The following is a 23022-nucleotide window of genomic DNA, read 5'->3' on the forward strand; positions in this document are numbered from 1 at the left end:
CCGGACTGGAAGTTGAGGATGAAGCTCTGCGTCCACTCTTCGGCCTTGCTCTGGGCATTGGTCGGGTCGACGAAGTTGCGATTGATGTAGAAGTTGCGGGCGTTGACGCTCAGCTTGGAGCCATCGACGAAGCCTTCCTGCGCCACGGCGGCGCCGGAAAAGGTTGCGGCGGTAACGGCCAGGGCGAGCAGGCTCGGAGTCAGGCGCTGCAGGGCGAGCGTGCGGGTGAAATTAGTGTTGTCCAGGAGATTCATTATTGTTGTTTCCTTTATTGGGTTGAGGCAGTTCTGCACGGCGTTGCCGTCGGCAGGGGTGAAACGGTTGCAGAAGCTTTTCCCTCAGGTCAGCCACCTGACCAGGCACAGCGTGATGGAGGGGAACAGGACGAGAATCACCACCCGCACCACATCGGAGATGAGGAAGGGCACCACGCCGCGGAAGGCATCGCGGAGCGTCACGTCGCGGGCCATGCTGCTGATGACGTAGACGTTCATCCCGACCGGCGGGGTGATCATCCCGATCTCCACCACCATCAGCGCGAGGATGCCGAACCAGATGGCTTTCTCGGTCTGGTCCAACCCGTAGAAATCCAGGCCCATGATGATCGGGAAGAAGATCGGGATGGTCAGCAGGATCATCGACATGGTGTCCATGACGCAGCCCAGGAACAGGTACAGCAGCAGGATGCCGGCCAGCACCACGAACGGACCGAGCCCGCTATTGGTGATCATCTCCACCAGTGCCACCGGCAACTGGGAGATCGCCAGGAAAGCGTTCATCACGTCGGCACCGAGCAGGATCATGAAGATCATCGCCGTGGTCACGGCGGTGCCGTAGAGCACTTCCTTGAACTCGCGCAGGCGCATGCCGCCCAGCACCACCGCGAAAAATCCCGTACCCACGGTGCCGATCGCCGCTGCCTCGGTGGGCGTGAAATAGCCGCCGTAGATGCCTCCCAGTACCACGATGAAAATCAGGAACACCGGCCAGACGCCTTTCTGCGCCGCCAGGCGCTCGCGCCAGTTCAGCCTCGGTTGGGCCGGTCCGGCCTCGGGATTGAGCCGCACGTAGATGGCGATCGCGATCATGTAGCCGATGGCGGCGAGAATCCCCGGGATGAACGCGGCCATGAACAGCGCCGAGATGTTTTCCTGGGCCAGGATCGCGTAGATCACCAGCACCACCGAAGGTGGAATCAGAATGCCGAGGGTGCCGCCCGCGGCCAGGCAACCAACCGCCAGCGAACCGGAATAGTTGTAGCGCTTGAGCTCGGGCAGGGCGACCTGGCCCATGGTCGCCGCGGTGGCGATGGAGGAGCCGCACACAGCGCCGAAAGCGGCGCAGGAGCCGACCGCCGACATTGCCAGCCCGCCGCGCCAGTGGCCGATCATCGCCGCCGAGGCGCGGAACAGCCCGCTGGCCAGCCCACCACGGGAGGCGAACTGGCCCATCAGCAGGAAAAGCGGAATGACCGAGAGGTCGTAAACGGTATAGCGGGCGTAGGCCACGCTCTTGAGGTAGTTGAGCAGCGGGTCCCAACCGCTGATGGCGACATAACCACCGATGCCGGTAAGCAGCATGGCGATGGCAATCGGAATACGGATGACCAGCAGGACGAGAAGGATGGCGAGGAACAGGCCGCCGATTTGAACACTGGTCATGCTGCGGCTCCCTTGCCGGAGAAGTCCTGCCAGGCGGTGTAAAGCGCCACGATCGCGAGCAGTGCGAAACCCGGTGCGAAGGGCAGCATGGACCACCAGATCGGCAACCCCATGATGATCGACTCCTCGCCGCTACCGTAGGCGTCCAGGGTGCCGACCACCGAGCGCCAGGCGATCAGCGCGCTGGCGAGGGCCATCAGCAGGCCACCGATGCCATCGAGTACGTTGCGTACGCGAACCGGTGCATTGAGTGTGAAGACATCGACGATGACGTTGCCCCGGCGAAGTTGGCACAGCGGCAGAAAGGCGACGATGGCGATGCCGCACCCCATCTGGACCAGCTCGACATCGCCCAGCAGCGGCTCGTCGAACAGGGCGCGCATGACGATGCTGTAGCTGGCCATCAGCGTGATCGCCACCAGCAGTAGCCCGCCGATGAGCGCCATCAGGCGAGCGGCCATATCGAGCGCGCGGCCGATCGGGTGCGCAGGGGCAGCGGCCACCTGAACAACGGGTTCACTCATTACGATCTCCGGGAAAGGGCGCCGGTCGAGCCGGCGCCTGTCACCATCAGCGCGACAGGTTCGCGCCGTACTGGTCTAGCAGCTGGCGTGCATCGTCAAGCAGCGCCTGGCCGTTCGGGTAGCCCTTGCTCTCGACTTCCTTGATCCAGTCCTGGTCCAGGCGGGCGGCAGCTTTCATCCACTTCTGCTGCTCGTCCTCGGGCAGCACGTAGATCTCGTTGTTCTGCTTCTTGGCCAGCGCATGACCATTCTCGATCACCTTGGTATCGAACAGCTGGCCGGCTTGTTTCGAAAGCGTCAGCCCGGTGTTGTCGTCCAGAATCTTCTTCAGATCATCGGGGAGGCGGTCATAGGCGGCAGGGTTCATCGCCAGGACCATCACGGTCTGCATCAGCAGCGGCTGGTTCGGCGCCATCTCGGTGTGGTACTTCACCAGTTCGTGCAGCTTGAGCGCCGGAACCACGTCCCAGGGCAGGATCGCGCCGTCGACCACGCCCTTGGACAGGGATTCGGGAACCTGTGGTACCGGCATCGCTACCGGCGTGCCGCCCAGGATCGAGATCAGCTTGGTCGACGTGCGGTTCGCGGCACGGATCTTCATACCGCGAAAGTCGCCCATCTTCTTGATCGGTTTCTTGGCGGTATGGATCAGCGCGCCGTCGGTGGTGTGGGTGGCGAGCAAGCGCACGCCTTCGAACTCCTTCTGGCCGTGCTTTTCGATGAAGCTCCACATCGCCTGGCTGGTCGCTTCGGCGGAGCGGCCAATGAAGGGTTGTTCGAAGACCGAAATCAGCGGGAAGCGTCCGGCGGTGTATCCCGGCAGGGTCCAGACGATATCGGCGACGCCGTCACGCGCCTGGTCGATCAGCTGTGGCGGCGTACCGCCCAGCTGCATCGACGGATAGAACTGGAACTGGATTCGGCCGTTGGATTCGCGCGTGATGTTTTCAGCCCAGGGCTTGAGAAGGTCGGCTTGGGTGACCGAATGCGCGGGGAGGAAGTGATGAACCTTGAGGGTGACGACGGGTTCGTCTGCCTGAGCCTGAGTGCCCATAGACGCGGCCACGAATATGGCCAGGAAAGCCTGGGTGAGCTTACGCATCGCAATGTCCTTTCTTATTAATTGTTAGTGGCGATCTGGAACTCGTTTCCGGCTACCAGCGGTCAAGGATGCCGCCTTAGTCCCGATTCGCTGGACGCATGGTGCGAGCTATCGATCTGCTATTCAATTCGATTACCGACTTATTGGGCGATAAACGAACGATTTGCTGCTGGCTTGCCGCCACGCCAGGTGCGGGGATCGCGCATGTCTCCTCTGAAAGTCGGATGGCGCCGGTGGCGCGCATCAATCATCTCAAGGCCGCCGGCCGGCGCAAGGTTGGGCTGGATCATCACACAGGACTCCGGAAGCGCCTAATGCATAACCCTGCCCCAGCCATGCTTCGCCTATAGGCCGCTGAATGGTCGATGTGTTCTGATCGGAAAGATGCCGGCCCAGCCTGCGATAGACTTGGCACGCTTCAAGCGAAACCCTTTGGTTATGTGCAGCGCCGTGTGAATTCCGAGATAGGCCGGTCAATGAATGCCGATACCCGAATCAAGTTCCGCCATCTGATCTGCTTTCTGGAAGTGGCCCGCCAGGGCAGCTTCGCCAAAGCGGCCGATGTGCTTGCCGTCAGCCAGCCTGCGGTTTCCAAAACCTTGAAGGAACTCGAAGACCTGCTGGAGGTGAGCCTGTTCAGCCGTGGTAAGGGTGGCGTCGCCCTGACCGCAGCCGGCGTCGCATTCATGCGCTATGCCGGCCCCTGCGTGCAGGCGCTGCGCGAAGGGGTCAGCAGCCTGCGCGAGGGCACGCCCGAGGCACCGCGGGCGAGGGTGGGGGTGCTGTCTTCCGCCGAAAGCCAGCTGATGGGCGAGGTGGTTGCCCGCCTGCATCGGCGCCATGAGACGCTGGTGGTTAGCGTTGCGACCGGGCCTGGCACTTATCTGCTCGATCAGTTGCGGGTCGGCGAACTGGATCTGGTGGTCGGCCGGGTGGCCGACAGCCCGGCCATTCAGGGGTTGAGCTTCGAGCACCTCTACAGCGAGTCGATGACGTTGGTCGTTCGTCCTGGCCATCCTTTGTTGCAGGCGCCGCCAGGTGATCTGGCGAGGCTGTCCGGTTTTCCCTTGGTACTGCCGTTGGCCGGCACCACCATTCGGCGCCACGCCGATAGCCTGTTCGTGCAACTCGGGATATTGCCCTCACACCAGCGTCTGGAAACCCTCTCGCCGGCACTCAGTCGCCGCTACGTGCTGGCCGGCGACGCCGTCTGGGTAGCGCCCGAAGACGCCGTGAGCCTGGAACTTCGCCGTGGCGAACTGGTGGAGCTGCAGCTTGGAATTCGCGAACCGGGTGGCTCGGTAGGCATCTGTCGCAACGCCGCAATCGAGCCGCCACAAGCAGCGCTGTGGGTGGCAGAGGTGTTGCGCGAGGTGGCGCAAGACAATCGGGACGCCTCAAGCTCATAACCATTCAGTTATGTAATGGATCTGAATTTTCAGTTCTGCCAGGCGTGCCGATGACGCAGACTTCCCTCCGATCTCCTGCCGCGGCTGCGTCGCGGCATTTCATAATTCCAATAAGAGGCAAGGCCATGAACGAGACGGAGCGCTACCGCTTCATCAACCGTGATCGCAACTGGCATCCCAAGGCGCTGACGCCCGACTACAAGACGTCGATCCCGCGTTCGCCGAGCCAGGCACTGGTCAGCATCCCGCAATCCTTGTCCGAGGTCACCGGGCCGGACTTCACGCACCTCAAGTTCGGCGAGCATGACCATGACCTGCTGCTGAATTTCAACAATGGCGGCTTGCCGATCGGCGAGCGCATCATCGTTCATGGGCGTGTCGTCGATCAGTACGGCAATCCGGTGAAGAACACCCTGGTCGAGATGTGGCAGGCCAACGCCGGCGGGCGCTATCGGCACAAGAACGACCGCTATCTGGCGCCGCTGGACCCGAATTTCGGCGGCGTCGGCCGTACCCTTACCGATGCCAACGGCCATTACCATTTCCGCACCGTCAAGCCGGGCCCGTATCCGTGGCGCAACGGCCCCAACGACTGGCGGCCGGCCCACATTCACTTTTCGGTCAGCGGCCCGTCGATCTCCACCAAGCTGATCACACAGCTGTACTTCGAAGGCGATCCGCTGATTCCGCGTTGCCCGATCGTCCAGTCGATCGCCAACCCCGAGGCGGTGCAGACGCTGATCGCGCGGCTGGACATGGGCATGGCCAATCCGATGGATTGCCTGGCCTATCGTTTCGACATCGTTCTGCGCGGCCAGCGCAAGACCTTCTTCGAAAACGTCTGAGGAGCCGAGCATGATCATTTCGCGTGAGCTGCTGCCCGAAACCCCGTCGCAGACCGCCGGCCCCTATGTCCACATCGGCCTGGCGCTGAAGGTGGCGGGCAATCCCACCCGCGAGCAGGAAATCTGGAATCAGATGGCCAGGCCTGACGCGCCGGGCGAACACATTACCCTCATCGGTCGCGTCTTCGACGGCAACGGGTTCCTGGTGCGCGACTCCTTTCTGGAGCTGTGGCAGGCCAACCATGAAGGGGTGTATGACTGCGAATACAACCTGGAGAAGCCATTCAACGGTTTCGCCCGCACCGCGACTACCTTCGACGCCGGCAGTGAGTGGACGGTCGAGACCATCAAGCCCGGTGTGGTGAAGAGCGCCGCGGGCGTGCCGATGGCACCCCACGTGAACGTTTCGCTGTTCGCGCGCGGCATCAATATCCAGCTGCAGACGCGGCTGTATTTCGATGACGAGGCCGAGGCCAATGCCGTCGACCCGGTGCTCAACCTGATCGAGCAGCCGGAGCGTCGCGAAACCCTCATCGCCCGGCGGTGCGAAGTCGATGGCAAGACGGCATACCGCTTCGATATCCGCATCCAGGGGGAAGGCGAAACGGTATTCTTCGATTTCTGAAAAGCGTCACGCCGCACCCGGCCCGCGCCGGGATGTCGAACCGAACCGGCAGCCGCGTCAGTGGCTGCCGGTTTCGTCGTTAAGCCACCACTGATGTGTCCGATTCTTCAATGATCCAGTCTTCGTCGTCGGGCGGCCTCGCCCTTGCTCTCGAGCGCCATGCCAGCCAGCGGCTGCTGCTTCCCGACCAGTCGCTCGATGCGTCTCAGCGCCAGGCGCTCGAGGCAATGGCCGAGTGGCTGGAGGCTGCCCTCATGCCGCATCGCGGCTGGCGGCGACGCCCGCCAGCCGGCATCTACCTCTGGGGCAGCGTCGGTCGCGGCAAGAGCCTGCTGATGGATGCCTTGTTCGAGGTCGCGCCAGTGACGAGCAAGCGACGCGTGCACTTCCACGGCTTCCTCCAGGAGCTGCAACAGCGCTCTCTGAGCTACAGCGGGCAGGCCGACCCGCTGGCCCTGGTGGCTCGCGATATCGCGGGGCAGGCGAAGCTGCTGTGTTTCGATGAATTCCACGTGCACGACATCGGCGATGCAACCCTGCTCGGTCGGCTGATTCGCTACCTGCTGGAGGCCGGTGTGCTTCTGGTGCTCACGTCCAACTATGCGCCGGCAGCGCTGTGCCCGAACCCGTTGCACCACCAGCGCTTCAAACCCTTCATCAGGCTGATCGAGCAGCGGCTGCGGATCCTCGAACTCGACAGCCCGACGGACTACCGAACGGTGGCGCCGCGCGACTGGGGACTGTACTGCTGGTCCGATTCACCCGGCCCCCATCCGCTGATCGACGCGCAGTTCGCAGGCGCCTTGCCCGGCGTCCTTCAACTCGACAGGTTTTGCCTCGCCTCGTTCCGGCAGCGGGAGCAGGGCGTCTGGTTTCGTTTTTCCGAGCTATTCGAGCGTCCGACCTCGACACGTGATTACCTGGAGCTATGCAGCCGCTTCGCCGACCTTGCCGTCAGCGAGATACCCGCATTGAGCGGATTGTCATTGGATGTCCAGCAGCGCTTTCTCAACTTCGTCGATATCGCCTATGACGCGGGTGCTCGACTCTGGCTCAGCAGTGAAGTCAGCCTCGCCGCGCTGTGCCAGGGAGCCGTCCAGCAGGACTTCTCGCGTACCTGCAGCCGTCTGGCGCAGCTGCGTCAGGTCGGCCCTGAATTTCAACCGACCCTGGGGTAGACCGTGCTTCAGATTCTCTCGATTACCACACCGATCTTTCTGCTCATCGGCCTCGGTTATTTCGCGGCCCGCAGCGGCTTGGTCAGTCGCGAGCAGATTAGGGGCATGGGCATCTTCGCGATGACCTTCGCGTTGCCGGCTCTGATTCTGCGCGCACTGTCGCAGCGGCCGATTGGAGAGATCGTCGATCCGGTCTTCGTCCTGGCTTATGGCCTCGGCTCCTTGCTGATCTTTGCGCTGGGCTTCGCCTTCTTTCGCCTGGTGCGAGGTCAGTCGGTGGCGAGTTGCGCGCTCAGTGCCGGTGGGATGTCTGTGTCCAACAGCGGCTTCATTGGCTTTCCGGTCGTCGCCATGGTGCTTGGGGCGCCGGCAGGTGTCGCGTTGGCACTGTGCATGCTGATCGAGAATCTGCTGATCATTCCGCTGATGTTGTTTTTTGCGGAAGCGAGCGGGCAGCAGGGAAAAGGGCGGGGGGCACTGCTCGGCGAGACGTTCAAGCGCCTCGCCCGGAATCCGATAATCCTGGCAATCGTGCTGGGACTGTGTCTGTCGCTGTTACAGGTGAGCATTCCGGCCATTCCGCTCAAGGCCATCGACATGCTGGCCAACGCGTCGGCACCGGTGGCGCTGTTCGTCATCGGCGGCACCCTGTTCGGCCTGCGGATAGGGGGAGCAGGTACGGAAATCGCTCTGGTCGCGCTCGCCAAGCTCATCCTGCATCCGCTGGCGGTGGGTTTGGCGTTCGCTGTGCTGCCCGATATCGATCCGACCATGAGGCTGGCCGGAATACTCTTCGCCAGCGCGCCAATGCTCAGCGTTTATCCCTTGTTCGGCCAGCGCTTCGGTTTCGAGGAGCGCTGCGCGGCGATCCTGGTGACCGCTACCGCGCTTTCGTTCTTCACCATGGGCGGCGTGCTGGCCCTGATGGGGGCGGGGGTGTTCTAGCTTCAAGACGATGCCGTGGGCCGCCGCCTGGATGGGGCAGCCCGCGGATTCAGTCTGCCGGTTACAGGCTTCGACTCAGCCGCAATTGACGCGCTGAACGATGCCGGCGGCGTCCATCCACAGGTTGAGCCTCTGCGAGTCGTAATCGAGAGTGACCATGTCGTTCGGCCCGATCAGGCGAGCGCGTTGCGCGCCGGCGCGTTCACGGGCCTGCTCGCGCAACTCCATGCTGCCCGGTTTGCCGACCAGGTTCTGCACCGGCGCGGTGTCACAGCTTTCGGGTCGCGGCTGCGAGGCCGCGGTTTCGGTCTCGGTCTTCGGTGATGGCGAGCTGCAGCCGGCCAGCAGGCAGGTAGCGATGAGCATCAGGCGTAGCGGGTTGTCGGAAAGGGACATGCAGGCTCCTTGACGGGAAGGGTAGTCGCCTGAAGGGTACTTCGCCCGGTAAGGTGAAACAAACCCATTGGGCGGGGACGAGTCCGAGGCGTGGAAGAGGGCTGGCGCCGCCGGTCAGGAACTAAGCCGTATTGCGCTTCGTCTATTCTCTGACTCCCTGGTCGATACCGTGCGGCCAGGGGTAGCGCTTATAAGCAGAAAAAAGGAAATAGACATGCTCTCTTCTCCCTGGATGCGGCGTCTGGCTGCGGTGCTCGCAGCGCTTCACTTCTCCTTGTTCATGCAAGTGCCTATGGCCAATGCCGCGATGATCGGTACGCCCGAGGTGCTGACCGAGCATCAGCAGCAGGTCGATCGCGAACAGCTGATGACCATGCTCGACGATCAGCAGGTGCAGGAAAAACTGGCCTCGATGGGCGTTGACCGCACCCAGGTCGAGAAGCGCATCGCCAGCCTGACGCCCGCGGAACTGGCGCAGTTCAACCAGCAGCTCGACCAGGCGCCTGCCGGTGCTGGCGTGGTGGGCGTCATCGTGCTGTTCCTGGTGATATTCATCATTACCGACATGCTGTGCGCAACCAACATCTTCAACTTCATCAACTGCGTCAATCGTTGATCCGGCAGGCATTCCTGCTGCTGATCATCGGCCTGCTCGGGGCCTGCGCACGATCGCCCATCCTGCCGATGGACGAGCTGCAGATCCCCGTGCGGGCCGAACTCGACGAGGTCGCGTTCTTTCCTCAGCAGGACTACCAGTGCGGCCCGGCCGCGCTGGCCACGCTGTTGACGCAGCGCGGCGTCGACACCACGCCGGAACAGCTGGTCGATAGCGTCTACATCCCCGGGCGCCAGGGCAGTCTGCAGGTCGAGATGGTCGCCGCGGCAAGATCTCACGGACTGCTGGTCTATCCGCTTGCGCCGCGCTTGCAATCGGTGCTGACGGAAGTTGCCGCCGGCAATCCCGTTCTGGTGCTGCAGAATCTCGCGTTCGACCGTTGGCCCCAATGGCATTTTGCGGTCGTGGTGGGCTACGACCTCGAGGAGCAGACCCTAGTGTTGCGATCCGGTACGACTCGCCGCAGCATCGAAACGTTTCGCCAGTTCGAGCGCTCCTGGAGCAAGGGCGAGCGTTGGGCGGTGGTCGCGGTCGATCCGCAAACGCCACCAGAAACCGCTGAGCTGACCCCCTGGCTCAAGGCCGCAAACGATCTCGAGCAGATTGGCCAAAAACACGCCGCTCAGACTGCCTATCGGATCGCCGGACAGCGATGGGACAGCGAGCTGCCATGGTTCGCACTCGCCAACAGCCAATACGACGCGGGCGATCTTTCCGCCGCGGAACAGTCGCTACGGAAAAGCCTGCAGCACAACAGCGGCTTCGCCGTGGGCTGGTTCAATCTCTCCCAGGTGTTAGCCGAGCGAAACTGCGCGACCCAGGCGCAGGCGGCACGTGCCTGCGCTGCCCGTCTTGCGCCCGAGGACAGCCGCTTCACCGTGCCGCTGCCACCCGGTGGCGATGAGGGCCAGTGTCAGCCGACGCCGGTGTGCGCGGCGCCTTGAAAGGTTAAGTCCCAAGCTTGTCCCGCAGGCCATAGTACATCGCACCCAGTGCACTCAAGGGCGCGCGCAACGACTGACCACCGGGGAAGGGGTAATGCGGCAGGCTGGCGAAGGCATCGAAACGCTCGGCCTGCCCGCGCAATGCCTCGGCCAGCACCTTGCCGGCGAGGTGGGTATAGGTCACCCCATGGCCGCTGCATCCTTGCGAGTAATAGAGGTTGTCGCCGATGCGGCCGACCTGGGGCAGCCGGGACAGCGTCAGCAGAAAGTTGCCGGTCCAGGCGAACTCGATCTTCACGTCACGTAACTGTGGAAAGGTCTTGAGCATCTTGGGCCGGATGATTGCCTCGATGTCCGCCGGATCCCGCGCACCGTAAACCACGCCGCCGCCATAGATGAGACGACGGTCGGCGGAGAGGCGGTAGTAGTCCAGCAGGTAGTTGCAGTCTTCGACGCAGTAGTCCTGTGGCAGCAGGCGAGTGGCGAGCGACTCGTCCAGGGGTTCGGTGGTGATCACCTGGGTACCGCAAGGCATCGACTTGGCCGCCAGCTCCGGAACCAGGTTGCCGAGATAGGCGTTGCCCGCCACCACGACGAATTTGGCGCTGACCGATCCACGTTCCGTATGCACTATGGCCGGGGTGCCGTGTTCTATGCGGATGGCGGGGCTGTGTTCATGGATCACGCCACCCAGCGACTCGACCGCGGCCGCCTCGCCGAGCGCCAGGTTCAGGGGATGGATATGGCCACCGCTCATGTCCAGCATGCCGCCGACGTAGCGATCACAATCGACCACCTGCCGGATGCCCTGTTCGTCCAGCAGCTGCAGCTGCGTATGGCCGTAGCGCTCCCACAAAGCCTTTTGGCTTTCCAGGTGCTTCATCTGCTTGCCGGTGAACGCGGCGAATACGCCGCCATCCTTCAGATCGCAGGCGATGCCGTAGCGCTGCACCCGCTCGCGAATGATCTGCGCGCCCTCGAATGCCATCGAGCCGATCAGGCGTGCTTCTTCAGCGCCCGCACTGGCCTCAATGCTGTCGATATCCCGGCTGTAGCTGTTGACGATCTGGCCGCCGTTGCGGCCGGAGGCACCAAAGCCGACACGGGCGGCTTCCAACACCGTCACCGTGAAGCCGTGTTCGAGCAGGAACAACGCAGTGGAAAGGCCGGTATACCCCGCTCCGATGATGCAGACGTCCACGCTTTTGTTTTCCGCCAGAGCAGGGCGTGGGGGCGCAGAATTGGCGGAGGCGGCGTAATAGGAAGACGGGTAGGGCGTGTGCGTCATATTGCATGACCTGTTTTAAATATTTGACGTGGCGATCCTAACCTTGCGGCAGTCTTCAGCGCCAGTCGGCTGCGCTGTGCGGGGCCGGAGCCAAAAATTCCAGATATCAGTAAGTTAGGCGAAAAAAGGGCTTGACTCTATTCGGCGGATCTATACAATGCGCGTCCATCGGAGGCACATAGCTCAGTTGGTTAGAGCACCACCTTGACATGGTGGGGGTCGTTGGTTCGAATCCAATTGTGCCTACCAATTCCGAAAAGGGTCGCCAAGGCGACCCTTTTTATTGGGTGCTTGTAAGCCGCCCGGCTTTCTGGAAGCATCCGGTTCCCTAATTTCCAGTGACTTCGTTTCGTCTGGATCGGCCTTCGGGCTCCTGCCACCGTGCGGCAGGGTAATCCGGCGAATCGCTTTCCTGGCTCATCCCAACCCACGTGGCCTTTGGTAGGGGTCACCACTAGGAGAGGAGGCGCCATGCCCACTATTACTCTTCCTGACGGCAGTCAGCGTTCGTTCGATCACCCGGTATCCGTTGCTGAAGTGGCTCAGTCCATCGGTGCGGGGCTTGCCAAGGCCACCGTGGCCGGCAAGGTGGATGGACGCCTCGTCGACGCCTGCGACCTGATCGAGCAGGACGCAAGCTTGCAAATCATCACGCCGAAGGACGAGGAAGGGCTGGAAATCATCCGTCACTCCTGCGCGCACCTGGTCGGGCATGCGGTCAAGCAGTTGTATCCCTCGGCTCGGATGGTGATTGGCCCGGTCATCGACGAAGGCTTCTACTATGACATCGCGTTCGAGCGGCCTTTTACGCCAGAAGACATGGCGGCCATCGAGCAGCGCATGCGCGAACTCATCGACACCGAATACGACGTCATCAAAAAGATGACCCCGCGTGCCGAGGTCATCGATGTGTTCCGCTCGCGCGGTGAGGAATACAAGCTGCGCCTGATCGAGGACATGCCCAACGAGCAGGCAATGGGTCTCTACTACCACGAAGAATACGTGGACATGTGCCGTGGCCCGCACGTGCCCAATACCCGCTTTTTGAAGGCGTTCAAGCTAACCAAGCTGTCCGGCGCCTACTGGCGTGGCGATGCCAAGAACGAGCAGTTGCAGCGCGTCTATGGCACGGCCTGGGCCGACAAGAAGCAGTTGGCGGCCTACATCCAGCGGATCGAAGAAGCTGAAAAGCGCGATCACCGCAAGCTCGGCAAGCGCCTGGATCTGTTCCATACCCAGGAAGAAGCCCCGGGCATGGTGTTCTGGCACCCCAATGGCTGGACCCTGTATCAGGCGCTTGAGCAATACATGCGCGTCGTCCAGCGCGAGAATGGCTACCTTGAGATCAAGACGCCTCAGGTACTGGATCGCAGTCTCTGGGAAAAGTCCGGCCATTGGGCCAACTACGCCGAAAACATGTTCACCACCGAGTCGGAAAGTCGCGACTACGCGATCAAGCCGATGAACTGCCCGTGCCATGTCCAGGTGTTCAATCAGGGGCTCAAGAGCTACCGCGAACTGCCGTTGCGTCTCGCCGAATTCGGTGCCTGTCATCGCAATGAGCCGTCCGGCGCACTGCACGGCATCATGCGCGTGCGCGGCTTTACCCAGGACGATGCGCATATCTTCTGTACCGAAGAGCAGATGCAGTCCGAGTCGGCAGCGTTCATCAAGCTGACCCAGGCCGTATACGCGGACTTCGGCTTCACCGACATTCAACTCAAGCTGTCCACGCGACCTGAAAAGCGCGTCGGCTCGGATGAGTTGTGGGATCGTGCCGAGGCGGCCCTGGCTGCTGCCCTGGACATCGCCGGCCTACCTTACGACCTGCAGCCGGGCGAGGGTGCTTTCTACGGGCCCAAGATCGAATTCTCGCTGAAGGATTGCCTCGGGCGTGTCTGGCAGTGCGGAACCCTGCAGCTGGACTTCAACCTGCCGATACGTCTTGGCGCCGAATACGTCAGCGAAGACAACAACCGCAAACACCCGGTCATGCTGCACCGCGCGATTCTCGGCTCGTTCGAGCGTTTCATCGGTATTCTGATCGAGCACTACGAGGGTGCGTTCCCGGCATGGCTGGCGCCGACCCAGGCGGTGATCATGAATATCACCGACAAGCAGGCCGAATTTGCCCAGGAAGTGGAGAAAACACTCAACCAAAGCGGGTTCCGTGCCAAGTCCGACTTGAGAAACGAAAAGATCGGCTTTAAAATCCGCGAGCATACTTTGCTCAAGGTTCCCTATCTCTTGGTTATTGGAGACCGGGAAGTTGAGACACGATCCGTTGCGGTGCGCACGCGTGAAGGTGTCGACATGGGCTCCATGCCCGTCGAGCAGTTCGCGCAGTTGCTGGCCCAGGCGGTTTCCCGGCGTGGTCGCCAAGACTTGGAGTAATCACTATTAAGCGTGAAATGAGACAAGATAAACGAGCTCAACCGAAAGCCCCGATCAACGAGAATATCTCGGCACGCGAGGTTCGGTTAATTGGTGCAGACGGCGAGCAGATTGGCATCGTCTCGATTGATGAAGCGCTTCGTGTAGCAGAAGAAGCGAAGCTGGATCTGGTAGAAATCTCCGCGGATGCGGTCCCGCCAGTATGCCGAATCATGGATTACGGCAAGCACCTGTTCGAGAAGAAGAAGCAGGTCGCGGCGGCGAAGAAGAACCAGAAACAGGTTCAGGTCAAAGAAATCAAGTTTCGTCCAGGGACGGAAGAAGGTGACTACCAGGTCAAGCTACGCAACCTGGTACGTTTCCTGAGTGAAGGGGACAGGGCCAAGGTTTCGTTGAGATTCCGCGGTCGTGAGATGGCCCATCAGGAGCTGGGCATGGAGCTGTTGAAGCGGGTTGAAGCCGACCTTGCCGAATACGGTTCCGTTGAGCAGCATCCGAAGATGGAAGGACGCCAGCTGATCATGGTCATCGCTCCCAAGAAGAAAAAGTAACCTCCAGGGCACTGGCAGGCCTTGCGGTTATTTGTAATCACCCACACTGTGGAGAACGAACATGCCAAAGATGAAAACCAAGAGTGGTGCCAAGAAGCGCTTCAAGCCGACTGCAAATGGCTTCAAGCACAAGCACGCTTTCAAGAGCCACATCCTGACCAAGATGTCCACCAAGCGTAAGCGTCAGCTGCGCGGCACTTCGCTGCTGCACCCGTCTGATGTTGCAAAAGTGGAGCGCATGCTGCGCGTTCGTTGATCGGTCAAGACTAGAGGAAATTACTCATGGCTCGTGTTAAGCGTGGCGTCATCGCTCGTCGCCGTCACAAGAAAATTCTGAAACTCGCCAAAGGCTATTATGGCGCGCGTTCGCGCGTGTTCCGCGTAGCCAAGCAGGCGGTAATCAAGGCTGGCCAGTACGCCTACCGTGACCGCCGTCAGCGCAAGCGCCAGTTCCGTGCGCTTTGGATCGCCCGTATCAACGCAGGTGCTCGTCAGAACGGTCTGTCCTACAGCCGCCTGATTGCTGGCCTGAAGAAGTCGGCGATCGAAATCGACCGTAAAGTTCTGGCCGATCTGGCAGTGAACGAAAAAGCGGCGTTCGCTGCGATTGTCGAAAAAGCTAAGGCATCTTTGGCTTAAGCCCTACGACAATCACGAATCCCAGGGTTCGTAGCGACGTCACCAATAGGGGAAGAGCCTTGTGCTCTTCCCCTATTTTGTATCTGAAGGGGCTCTTGCAAAACGCTGCTGCCGCGCCTGGCTCAGTAGGTGGCAACACCGTTCTGCAAGACCCTCTGGAGGTTGTAAATGGAAAACCTGGATGCACTGGTCTCGCAAGCGCTCGAGGCCGTGCAACACACTGAAGATGTCGGTGCCCTGGAGCAGATCCGAGTCCACTACCTCGGCAAGAAGGGCGAGCTGACCCAGGTGATGAAGACCCTGGGCGACCTGCCGGCCGATGAGCGCCCCAAGGTGGGAGCGCTGATCAATGTGGCCAAGGAGCGGGTTCAGGAGGCACTCAACACACGCAAGACTGCACTCGAAGCTGCAGCGCTGACCGAGAAGCTCGCCGCTGAACGCATCGATGTGACCCTGCCGGGACGCGGCCAGCAGTCCGGTGGTCTGCACCCGCTGACCCGGACGCTGGAGCGTATCGAGCAGATTTTCTCTCACATCGGTTACACCGTTGCCGAAGGGCCTGAAGTCGAAGACGACTATCACAACTTCGAGGCGCTCAACATTCCCGGGCATCATCCCGCTCGGGCGATGCACGATACCTTCTACTTCAACGCCAACATGCTGCTGCGCACCCACACCTCGCCGGTGCAGGTGCGCACCATGGAATCCAGCCAGCCGCCGATTCGCATCATCTGTCCCGGGCGCGTTTATCGTTGCGACTCCGATCAGACTCACTCACCGATGTTTCACCAGGTAGAGGGGTTGCTGATCGACGAGGGCATCAGCTTCGCCGATCTTAAAGGCACCATCGAACAGTTCCTGCGAGCGTTTTTCGAGGCTGATCTCGAAGTGCGTTTCCGCCCCTCGTTCTTCCCCTTCACCGAGCCTTCGGCTGAGGTGGATATCCGCCGTGTGGTCCGCAAGGGTGATCAGGAATCCCAGTCCTGGCTCGAGGTCCTGGGCTGCGGAATGGTTCATCCCGAGGTGTTGCGGATGTCGGGCATCGACCCGGAGCGCTATCAGGGCTTTGCCTTTGGTATGGGGGCCGAGCGACTGACCATGCTGCGTTATGGCGTTAACGACCTGCGCATCTTCTTCGATAACGATCTGCGCTTTCTCGAGCAGTTTCGCTAACAGCAGATCGCCCGAGTACGTTTAGGAGAGCAGGATGAAATTCAGTGAACAGTGGCTGCGGAGCTGGGTCAATCCGCAGGTTTCCCATACCGAGCTCGTCGCTCGGTTGTCGATGGTCGGCCTCGAGGTCGACGGTGTAGAGCCGGTTGCCGGACAGTTCAGTGGCGTCGTGGTGGGTGAGGTGCTCAGCACCGAGCAGCATCCCGATGCCGACAAGCTGCGCGTATGCCAGGTCAGCAACGGCAGCGAAACCTTTCAGGTCGTCTGCGGCGCGCCGAATGTGCGCCCCGGCCTGAAGATCCCCTTCGCCATGATCGGTGCTCAGTTGCCTGGCGATTTCAAGATCAAGAAGGCGAAGCTGCGTGGGGTCGAGTCCAACGGAATGCTCTGCTCGGCTTCGGAGCTGCAGATCTCCGACGACAACAGCGGCCTGATGGAACTCGCGGCAGAGGCCCAGGTAGGGGCCGATGTCCGCGCAGCGCTCGAGCTCGACGATGCCAGCATCGAAATCGGCCTGACGCCCAATCGCGGTGACTGCCTGTCCATCGCCGGACTGGCCCGTGAAGTGGGCGCGATATATGGCGTTCCGGTAGCGCCGATCGATATCGTACCGGTCCAGGTGAGCCATCAGGACACCCGCCCCGTCGAAGTACTCGCGCCCGCCGCTTGCCCGCGCTATCTCGGACGAATCATTCGTAATGTCGATCTGTCGCGACCAACCCCAGCGTGGATGGTCGAGCGTCTGCGTCGGTCCGATATTCGCTCAATCGACGCGATTGTCGACATCACCAACTATGTGATGCTCGAGCTGGGCCAGCCGCTGCACGCTTTCGATCTTGCCGAGATCAACACGGGTATTCGCGTCCGCATGGCCGAGGAGGGCGAGTCGCTGGTTCTGCTGGACGGTCAGACCGTCACGCTGCGGGCCGACACGCTGGTCATTGCCGATCACCAGCGCGCGTTGGCGATCGCCGGCGTCATGGGTGGCGAGCACAGTGGTGTCAACGCCGACACCCGGGATATCTTTCTTGAAAGCGCCTACTTCGACAGCATCGCCCTGGCCGGCAAGGCTCGTTCCTATGGCCTGCATACAGACGCTTCGCACCGTTATGAGCGCGGCGTCGATCCGCAGCTGACCCAGAAGGCCATGGAGCGCGCCACTGCGCTGATGCTCGAGATCGTCGGCGGCGAAGCAGGACCAATCGTTGAGGCGCTCGATGAACAAGGGCTGCCGTGCACTGCGCCGATAGTGCTGCGCAGCGAGCGCATCAATCAGATGCTCGGCCTTGAACTCGCGAGTGAGCAGGTCGAGAAAATGCTGGGTGCGCTTGGATTGAGCCTCGCGAGCGAAGGTGAGGGCGCATGGCGTGTTGGCGTGCCTAGCCACCGCTTCGATATCTCTCTGGAAGTCGACCTGATCGAAGAGCTCGGTCGCCTTTACGGTTACGATCGCCTACCTGTGCGCTATCCGCAGGCTCGCCTTGCTCCAACGTCTACGCCGGAAGCGCGCGTGACCGTCCCCGCGCTGCGCCGGCTCCTGGTCGCCCGCGGCTACCAGGAGGCGATTACCTACAGTTTCATCGATCCGAAACTGTTCGAGCTGTTTTCGCCGAATGGCAAGCCGCTGCTGCTGGCTAACCCTATCTCGGTCGAAATGAGCGCAATGCGTGCGTCACTGTGGCCTGGTCTGGTCACGGCGCTTCAGTACAACCTCAACCGTCAGCAGACCCGTGTACGCCTGTTCGAAAGTGGCCTGCGGTTCGTCGGGCAACTCGATGAGCTCAAGCAGGAAGCCATGCTGGCTGGCGTGGTTACTGGCACCCGTTTCGACGAGGCTTGGAGCAACGGTCGTGAGGCGGTGGACTTTTATGATGTGAAAGCAGACGTCGAGGCGTTGTTGGGGGCGGCGGGCGATACGCTGTCGTTTAGCTTTGCTACCGGCGAACACCCGGCATTGCATCCGGGGCAGACGGCGCGCATCGAGCGTGAAGGCCGACTGGTCGGTTATATCGGCAGCCTGCATCCGCACCTTGCGCGGTCGCTTGGCATCGATCAGCCGGTCTACCTCTACGAGCTACTGCTCGGCGAGCTTACCAGCGGCCGTCTTCCTCGCTTTAGCGAGCTGTCCCGCTTCCCGGAAGTACGCCGCGACCTTGCGTTACTGGTCGATCGCGACGTTCCCGCCGAAGCGGTTCTGGCCTGTATCCGCGACGCCGCAGGGGAGAGCCTGACGGACCTCAAGCTATTTGATGTCTATCACGGTAAAGGCATTGATCCGCTTAGAAAAAGCCTGGCGGTTGGCTTGACCTGGCAGCACCCATCACGCACTCTAAACGACGATGAGGTGAACGAAAGCACACAAAACATCCTCACCTCCCTGGAACAAAGGTTCAACGCCACGTTAAGGAAATAGCGTATGGGGGCTCTGACGAAAGCTGAAATGGCCGAGCGTCTTTATGAAGAGCTAGGCTTGAATAAGCGTGAGGCCAAGGAGTTGGTCGAGCTGTTTTTCGAAGAGATCCGCCAGGCGCTGGAGCATAACGAGCAGGTGAAGTTGTCCGGTTTCGGCAACTTCGACCTGCGCGACAAGCGTCAGCGTCCGGGTCGCAATCCGAAGACCGGCGAAGAAATCCCGATCACGGCGCGTCGCGTCGTGACCTTTCGTCCAGGGCAGAAGCTCAAGGCCAGAGTCGAGGCTTATGCTGGAACCAAGTCATAACGACGAACTTCCGTCGATCCCAGGCAAGCGTTATTTCACCATCGGTGAAGTCAGCGAGCTGTGCGCGGTCAAGCCTCATGTGCTGCGCTATTGGGAGCAGGAGTTTCCACAGCTGAACCCGGTTAAGCGCCGAGGCAATCGCCGTTATTACCAGCGACAAGACGTGCTGATGATCCGGCAGATCCGCGCGCTTCTTTACGATCAGGGCTTCACCATCGGCGGCGCCAGGCAGCGCCTGTCAGGTGACGAAGCTCGCGATGACACCACCCAGTACAAACAGCTGATTCGTCAGATGATCGTCGAGCTCGAGGAAGTGCTGCACGTTTTACGTACGTGACGTTGAGTAGCTAAAAAGTTTCACTTTTCAGATGCTTAGTGTATAGTGCGATCCGCTTCCAGCAGTGCTGGAGGCACAGTCGGGGCGTAGCGCAGCCTGGTAGCGCACTTGCATGGGGTGCAAGGGGTCGAGTGTTCGAATCACTCCGTCCCGACCAACAAATCCCTACATTAGAGCCTGGTCAGTGATGACCAGGCTTTTTTGTGTCTGTGATCGGGTGATCTATGCAGCCTTCTGCCTAAGAATCGACAGGCAAGCTAGAAAGGCTGCCTGTAGCACTAAACCCAGCCAGGCTACTGAAAATCACGGCTACGCACGTCCAGTCCTGTCAGTAGTGGCGTGAGATCACTCAGGCGCCCCGCAATGACGTGACGGACGCCGTTGGCTGACTCCAGGTGTCCATCAATGCGCAACATCTGCGACTGGATCAATACCCGTCGTTGGCGCTCGGCCAGGTCGTGCCAGACTACAACGTTGATCATGCCGAACTCGTCCTCGAGGGTGACGAAGATCACTCCGCTTGCGGTCTGCGGGCGCTGGCGGCCGATGACCAGGCCGGCAACGCTGATAGGGCGTCCATGATCGACATTGGCCAGTTCTCGAGAGCTGCGGCAGCGTTGAGCTTTCAGTTGCCCGCGCAGCAGCGCCAGTGGGTGAGGGCCCAGTGTGGTGCCAAGGGTGGCGTAATCAGTCAACAAGTCTTCGCCGACGCTGGGCAATGGCAAGGGAACCGATACTTCCTGTCGCATGGGGTGTTCAGCGAACAGCGGTAGCCATGGATCGATCCCAGCCACAGCCCAGCGCGCCCGGTGGCGATTTCCCGCAAGGCCTTGCAGGGCGCCCGAATCAGCAAGGCGTTCGCGAGCGCGACTGTCCAATCCTGCGCGCATATGCAGATCACTGACTTCTATGAATGGTTGAGCCTTGCGCGCCGCCTCTATGCGACGTGCATCCTCCTCGCGAAACCCACGTATGAGGCGTAGGCCAAGACGAATCGCCGGTTGCTCTTTGCCATTCGGCTCCAGGCTGCAGTCCCAATCGCTATGGCAGGCATCCACGGGGCGGATCTCCAGGCCGTGGCGCCGCGCATCCTGCAGTATCTGATCGGGGTTGTAGAAACCCATTGGCCAGCTGTTGATCAGGGCGCAGGCATACGCAGCCGGCTCATGGCACTTGAGCCAACAACTGGCGTAAGTCAGCAAGGCAAAGCTGGCGGCGTGGGACTCCGGGAAGCCATAACTGCCGAAGCCTTTGATCTGCTCAAAGATGCGTGCAATGAACTCAGGCTTGTAGTTCCTGGCAAGCATGCGGGTGGTGAGTCTTTCACGATGCGGTTCAAGCCCTCCGTGGCGCTTCCATGCAGCCATGCTGCGGCGCAATTCATCAGCTTCGCCGGGAGTATATTTAGCTGCCACGATGGCGAGTTCCATCACCTGTTCCTGAAACAGGGGGACTCCCAAGGTGCGCGCAAAGACGGGTTCCAATTCTTCTGAGGGGTATTCGATTGGTTCTTCTTCATTGCGTCGACGTAAGTAGGGATGGACCATGTCGCCCTGGATCGGTCCTGGCCGCACGATGGCCACCTGGATCACCAAGTCGTAAAACTCTTTCGGTCTCAGGCGCGGCAGCATGGCCATCTGGGCCCGCGATTCGATCTGGAATACACCGATAGTGTCGGCGCGACTGATCATGTCGTAGGTCGCCGGGTCCTCTTTCGGTAGCGTGGCGATGGTCCACTGGGTACCACGATAGTGCTTTATGAGGTTGAAGCAGCGGCGCAATGCGCTGAGCATGCCGAGCGCCAGCACGTCGACCTTGAGCAGGCCGACCAGGTCGAGATCATCCTTGTCCCACTGAATGACGGTGCGATCGACCATGCTGGCATTCTCGACCGGTACCAGGGTTTCAAGCGGGTGCTCGGAGATGACGAAGCCGCCCGGATGTTGCGACAGATGACGCGGGAAGCCGATCAGTTCGCTGGTAAGGGCGAGGGCGCGGCGCAGGAGCGGATTGTCCGGATCGAAACCCGCCTCCTTCAAATGGACATCGTCGGGAATCCGGTCGCTCCAGCGACCACAGCAGTTGGCCAGCGAATTGATCTGGTCAGGAGGAAAGCCGAGTGCCTTGGCTACATCACGCACCGCGCTTGCGGCATGGTAGGAGCTGACGACCGCAGTGAGTGCGGCTCGATTGCGACCGTAGCGGCGAAACACATACTGGATGACTTCTTCGCGGCGTTCATGCTCGAAGTCCACATCGATATCCGGTGGCTCGTTGCGCTCTCTGGAGAGAAAGCGTTCGAACAGCAGTTTGCTCTGCGAAGGGTCCAGTTCGGTGATGCCCAGGACATAGCAGACCGTCGAGTTGGCGGCCGAGCCGCGTCCCTGGCAGAGGATGCCGTGTTCCCGCGCGAAGCGAACGATGTCGTGTACGGTCAGGAAGTAGCTTTCATATTTCAGTTCGGCGATCAACTTCAGCTCATGATCAATCTGCGCACGGGACTTTTCATCGATGCCATCGGTCCATCGCTCGGCCGCTCCCCGCTCGACCAGTAGCCGCAACCATGTCGTGGCGTTGTGCCCAGAAGGGACCAGTTCGTGCGGGTACTGATAGTTCAGTTGATGGAAGTCGAACCGGCAGCGGCTCGAGATATGCAGCGTTTCGGCCAATAACTCCGGAGGGTAAAGCGCGGCCAGCTCGTCGCGGGGGCGAAGATGTCGCTCACCGTTGGCAAAAAGATGGGCGCCAGCTGACTTAAGCGGGAGGCGATGACCTATGGCCGTGATGCAGTCTTGCAAGGCTCGCCGCGCACGGACGTGCATGTGCACATCGCCGCAGGCAACTGGGCGAATGTTCAGGAATCTGGCTAATGCGAGGGATTGCCGCAGATGCTGCTCATCATCCTGGCCCTGGTGCAGTTCGACGCCGAGCCATAGTCGCTCAGGAAAACGCTCTCGCAGCCAGGCGCCTTCGGCTGTATCGGTGGTGCCTTGGGGGAGCCATATGGCAAGCAGGCCATCGAGTGGCGCGGTGAAGTCGTCACGCACCATAAGATAGCTGCCTTTGTCCGCTCGCCGGCGAGCCTGGGTAATCAGCCGGCAAAGTGTCTGGTAGCCCGCCAGGTTCTCTGCCAGCAGTAACAGCTTGGGGCCATCGGCAAGAGAAAACTCGCTTCCGACGATCAATGGCAGCTTCGCTTTCTGGGATGCCTGCCAAGCTCTGACAATTCCGGCCAACGTGCATTCGTCGGTGATGGCAAGCGCACGGTAGCCCAACGATGCTGCGCACTCGAACAGCTCAAGGGCGCTGGAGGCGCCGCGCTGGAAGCTGAAGTTGGAAAGGCAGTGCAGTTCTGCGTAGTTGGGAGTGCTGCCCGCAGGTGTTGATCTGATGTGCTTGAGGGGGCGAGCGCCCAGTTGATACAGGGTAGCGGAGGAAGTCATTGAAATTAATACATACTGCTGTTTGTATATACAGTATTTGTCTGCCTGCTCCCGCACAAGCCTCCACTATGGCCAGTCAGACGAAGTGCGGATAAAAGATTCAAAGAGGTGGTTGACAGCGATTCTGGTCGCTGTATGATTCGCCTCCCGCTGACGAGATCTACTGAGATCGGGCGCGGCAAGCGGTTGAGTAGAAAAGAGATTTTCGAAAAACAGCTTGACAGTAAGAAAGG

23 protein-coding genes and 2 tRNA genes are annotated in these 23022 nt (G+C 60.8%); 17 read left to right on the forward strand and 8 right to left on the reverse strand.

What is annotated here, in order from left to right:
- The 5 genes from G7026_RS22210 to G7026_RS22230 all read right to left on the reverse strand — a co-directional run.
- Window positions 1–254: OprD family outer membrane porin (locus tag G7026_RS22210; RefSeq protein ID WP_181073241.1), on the reverse strand; the 254-nt coding region annotated here is incomplete at its 3' end.
- Between the two features lie 84 nt (window positions 255–338).
- Window positions 339–1661 carry a TRAP transporter large permease gene (locus tag G7026_RS22215; protein ID WP_181073242.1) on the reverse strand — a complete coding sequence of 441 codons (1323 nt, stop codon included), beginning with the start codon at window positions 1659–1661 and terminating at the stop codon, window positions 339–341.
- Window positions 1658–2185 (reverse strand): TRAP transporter small permease, encoded by a 528-nt coding sequence (locus tag G7026_RS22220; protein ID WP_181073243.1) that lies wholly within the window; start codon window positions 2183–2185, stop codon window positions 1658–1660. Before G7026_RS22220 ends, G7026_RS22215 begins: the two co-directional genes overlap by 4 nt.
- Before the next feature lie 46 nt (window positions 2186–2231).
- Complete coding sequence (locus G7026_RS22225) at window positions 2232–3287, reverse strand: TRAP transporter substrate-binding protein (RefSeq protein ID WP_181073244.1); 1056 nt, start codon at window positions 3285–3287, stop codon at window positions 2232–2234.
- A 140-nt stretch (window positions 3288–3427) separates the two neighbouring features.
- The gene (locus G7026_RS22230; RefSeq protein ID WP_181073245.1) at window positions 3428–3577 is read right to left on the reverse strand and encodes a hypothetical protein; all 150 of its coding nucleotides are present in this window, start codon (window positions 3575–3577) and stop codon (window positions 3428–3430) included.
- Window positions 3578–3763: 186 nt separating this feature from the next.
- On the opposite strand from G7026_RS22230, the gene pcaQ reads away from it, so the two are divergent.
- The 5 genes from pcaQ (at window position 3764) to G7026_RS22255 (ending at window position 8289) form a co-directional block, all read left to right on the forward strand.
- Window positions 3764–4696, forward strand: a complete 933-nt coding sequence (gene pcaQ / locus G7026_RS22235) for a pca operon transcription factor PcaQ (RefSeq protein WP_181073246.1) — start codon at window positions 3764–3766, stop codon at window positions 4694–4696.
- Window positions 4697–4821: 125 nt separating this feature from the next.
- Window positions 4822–5541 carry a protocatechuate 3,4-dioxygenase subunit beta gene (gene pcaH / locus G7026_RS22240; RefSeq protein WP_181073247.1) on the forward strand — a complete coding sequence of 240 codons (720 nt, stop codon included), beginning with the start codon at window positions 4822–4824 and terminating at the stop codon, window positions 5539–5541.
- 16 nt (window positions 5542–5557) lie between these two features.
- Entirely contained in the window at window positions 5558–6166 is a 609-nt protein-coding gene (gene pcaG / locus G7026_RS22245) for a protocatechuate 3,4-dioxygenase subunit alpha (protein ID WP_181073257.1), read from the forward strand.
- Window positions 6167–6276: 110 nt separating this feature from the next.
- Window positions 6277–7344, forward strand: coding sequence for a cell division protein ZapE (gene zapE / locus G7026_RS22250; protein WP_181073248.1), 1068 nt, complete (start codon window positions 6277–6279; stop codon window positions 7342–7344).
- A 3-nt stretch (window positions 7345–7347) separates the two neighbouring features.
- A complete protein-coding gene (locus G7026_RS22255) occupies window positions 7348–8289 on the forward strand; it encodes an AEC family transporter (protein WP_181073249.1) in 942 nt (313 codons plus the stop codon).
- Between the two features lie 75 nt (window positions 8290–8364).
- Here G7026_RS22255 and G7026_RS22260 read toward each other — a convergent pair whose 3' ends face one another.
- Window positions 8365–8685: an I78 family peptidase inhibitor gene (locus G7026_RS22260; protein WP_258190407.1), complete on the reverse strand. Its 321-nt coding sequence runs from the start codon at window positions 8683–8685 to the stop codon at window positions 8365–8367.
- A gap of 214 nt (window positions 8686–8899) precedes the next feature.
- Here G7026_RS22260 and G7026_RS22265 point away from each other — a divergent pair, with 214 nt between their 5' ends.
- Both G7026_RS22265 and G7026_RS22270 read left to right on the forward strand, forming a co-directional pair.
- Window positions 8900–9301, forward strand: a complete 402-nt coding sequence (locus G7026_RS22265) for a PA2779 family protein (protein WP_181073250.1) — start codon at window positions 8900–8902, stop codon at window positions 9299–9301.
- A 68-nt stretch (window positions 9302–9369) separates the two neighbouring features.
- Window positions 9370–10245, forward strand: coding sequence for a PA2778 family cysteine peptidase (locus G7026_RS22270; RefSeq protein ID WP_181073251.1), 876 nt, complete (start codon window positions 9370–9372; stop codon window positions 10243–10245).
- A gap of 4 nt (window positions 10246–10249) precedes the next feature.
- Here G7026_RS22270 and G7026_RS22275 read toward each other — a convergent pair whose 3' ends face one another.
- Window positions 10250–11533, reverse strand: coding sequence for an NAD(P)/FAD-dependent oxidoreductase (locus G7026_RS22275; protein WP_181073252.1), 1284 nt, complete (start codon window positions 11531–11533; stop codon window positions 10250–10252).
- Window positions 11534–11705: 172 nt separating this feature from the next.
- Here G7026_RS22275 and G7026_RS22280 point away from each other — a divergent pair.
- The 10 genes from G7026_RS22280 (at window position 11706) to G7026_RS22325 (ending at window position 19503) form a co-directional block, all read left to right on the forward strand.
- Window positions 11706–11782 (forward strand) — tRNA-Val (locus G7026_RS22280).
- Window positions 11783–12004: 222 nt separating this feature from the next.
- The gene (thrS, locus tag G7026_RS22285) at window positions 12005–13927 is read left to right on the forward strand and encodes a threonine--tRNA ligase (protein WP_181073253.1); all 1923 of its coding nucleotides are present in this window, start codon (window positions 12005–12007) and stop codon (window positions 13925–13927) included.
- On the forward strand, window positions 13927–14478 hold the full coding sequence (gene infC / locus G7026_RS22290) for a translation initiation factor IF-3 (RefSeq protein ID WP_174236889.1): 552 nt from the start codon (window positions 13927–13929) through the stop codon (window positions 14476–14478). The genes thrS and infC overlap by 1 nt, the downstream gene beginning before the upstream one ends.
- Before the next feature lie 61 nt (window positions 14479–14539).
- Window positions 14540–14734 (forward strand): 50S ribosomal protein L35, encoded by a 195-nt coding sequence (gene rpmI / locus G7026_RS22295; RefSeq protein WP_138410301.1) that lies wholly within the window; start codon window positions 14540–14542, stop codon window positions 14732–14734.
- A 26-nt stretch (window positions 14735–14760) separates the two neighbouring features.
- Window positions 14761–15117, forward strand: coding sequence for a 50S ribosomal protein L20 (gene rplT / locus G7026_RS22300; protein ID WP_138410302.1), 357 nt, complete (start codon window positions 14761–14763; stop codon window positions 15115–15117).
- Between the two features lie 168 nt (window positions 15118–15285).
- Window positions 15286–16290: a phenylalanine--tRNA ligase subunit alpha gene (pheS, locus tag G7026_RS22305; protein ID WP_181073254.1), complete on the forward strand. Its 1005-nt coding sequence runs from the start codon at window positions 15286–15288 to the stop codon at window positions 16288–16290.
- A 34-nt stretch (window positions 16291–16324) separates the two neighbouring features.
- A complete protein-coding gene (pheT, locus tag G7026_RS22310) occupies window positions 16325–18703 on the forward strand; it encodes a phenylalanine--tRNA ligase subunit beta (protein WP_181073255.1) in 2379 nt (792 codons plus the stop codon).
- A 3-nt stretch (window positions 18704–18706) separates the two neighbouring features.
- Window positions 18707–19009: an integration host factor subunit alpha gene (gene ihfA, locus G7026_RS22315; RefSeq protein ID WP_003282572.1), complete on the forward strand. Its 303-nt coding sequence runs from the start codon at window positions 18707–18709 to the stop codon at window positions 19007–19009.
- Complete coding sequence (locus G7026_RS22320) at window positions 18990–19346, forward strand: MerR family transcriptional regulator (protein ID WP_138410305.1); 357 nt, start codon at window positions 18990–18992, stop codon at window positions 19344–19346. The genes ihfA and G7026_RS22320 overlap by 20 nt, the downstream gene beginning before the upstream one ends.
- Before the next feature lie 80 nt (window positions 19347–19426).
- Window positions 19427–19503, forward strand: a tRNA-Pro gene (locus tag G7026_RS22325).
- A gap of 136 nt (window positions 19504–19639) precedes the next feature.
- On the opposite strand, the gene G7026_RS22330 is transcribed toward G7026_RS22325, so the two are convergent.
- On the reverse strand, window positions 19640–22789 hold the full coding sequence (locus G7026_RS22330) for an error-prone DNA polymerase (RefSeq protein ID WP_181073256.1): 3150 nt from the start codon (window positions 22787–22789) through the stop codon (window positions 19640–19642).
- Between the last annotated feature and the right edge of the window lie 233 nt (window positions 22790–23022).

Origin of the sequence: Stutzerimonas azotifigens, from assembly GCF_013522725.1 — a bacterium.
Classification (GTDB): domain Bacteria; phylum Pseudomonadota; class Gammaproteobacteria; order Pseudomonadales; family Pseudomonadaceae; genus Stutzerimonas; species Stutzerimonas azotifigens_A.

Excerpts from the sequence above, each read along its gene's own strand:
- pcaH (WP_181073247.1), top strand. The coding sequence starts at position 4,822 with ATGAACGAGACGGAGCGCTACCGCTTCATCAACCGTGATCGCAACTGG.
- rpmI (WP_138410301.1), top strand. The coding sequence starts at position 14,540 with ATGCCAAAGATGAAAACCAAGAGTGGTGCCAAGAAGCGCTTCAAGCCG.
- pcaQ (WP_181073246.1), top strand. The coding sequence starts at position 3,764 with ATGAATGCCGATACCCGAATCAAGTTCCGCCATCTGATCTGCTTTCTG.
- G7026_RS22215 (WP_181073242.1), bottom strand. The coding sequence starts at position 1,661 with ATGACCAGTGTTCAAATCGGCGGCCTGTTCCTCGCCATCCTTCTCGTC.
- rplT (WP_138410302.1), top strand. The coding sequence starts at position 14,761 with ATGGCTCGTGTTAAGCGTGGCGTCATCGCTCGTCGCCGTCACAAGAAA.
- G7026_RS22260 (WP_258190407.1), bottom strand. The coding sequence starts at position 8,685 with ATGTCCCTTTCCGACAACCCGCTACGCCTGATGCTCATCGCTACCTGC.
- ihfA (WP_003282572.1), top strand. The coding sequence starts at position 18,707 with ATGGGGGCTCTGACGAAAGCTGAAATGGCCGAGCGTCTTTATGAAGAG.
- G7026_RS22275 (WP_181073252.1), bottom strand. The coding sequence starts at position 11,533 with ATGACGCACACGCCCTACCCGTCTTCCTATTACGCCGCCTCCGCCAAT.
- G7026_RS22220 (WP_181073243.1), bottom strand. The coding sequence starts at position 2,185 with ATGAGTGAACCCGTTGTTCAGGTGGCCGCTGCCCCTGCGCACCCGATC.
- G7026_RS22320 (WP_138410305.1), top strand. The coding sequence starts at position 18,990 with ATGCTGGAACCAAGTCATAACGACGAACTTCCGTCGATCCCAGGCAAG.
- G7026_RS22330 (WP_181073256.1), bottom strand. The coding sequence starts at position 22,789 with ATGACTTCCTCCGCTACCCTGTATCAACTGGGCGCTCGCCCCCTCAAG.
- G7026_RS22230 (WP_181073245.1), bottom strand. The coding sequence starts at position 3,577 with ATGATCCAGCCCAACCTTGCGCCGGCCGGCGGCCTTGAGATGATTGAT.
- pheT (WP_181073255.1), top strand. The coding sequence starts at position 16,325 with ATGAAATTCAGTGAACAGTGGCTGCGGAGCTGGGTCAATCCGCAGGTT.
- G7026_RS22270 (WP_181073251.1), top strand. The coding sequence starts at position 9,370 with ATGGACGAGCTGCAGATCCCCGTGCGGGCCGAACTCGACGAGGTCGCG.
- pheS (WP_181073254.1), top strand. The coding sequence starts at position 15,286 with ATGGAAAACCTGGATGCACTGGTCTCGCAAGCGCTCGAGGCCGTGCAA.
- G7026_RS22225 (WP_181073244.1), bottom strand. The coding sequence starts at position 3,287 with ATGCGTAAGCTCACCCAGGCTTTCCTGGCCATATTCGTGGCCGCGTCT.
- G7026_RS22265 (WP_181073250.1), top strand. The coding sequence starts at position 8,900 with ATGCTCTCTTCTCCCTGGATGCGGCGTCTGGCTGCGGTGCTCGCAGCG.
- zapE (WP_181073248.1), top strand. The coding sequence starts at position 6,277 with ATGATCCAGTCTTCGTCGTCGGGCGGCCTCGCCCTTGCTCTCGAGCGC.
- thrS (WP_181073253.1), top strand. The coding sequence starts at position 12,005 with ATGCCCACTATTACTCTTCCTGACGGCAGTCAGCGTTCGTTCGATCAC.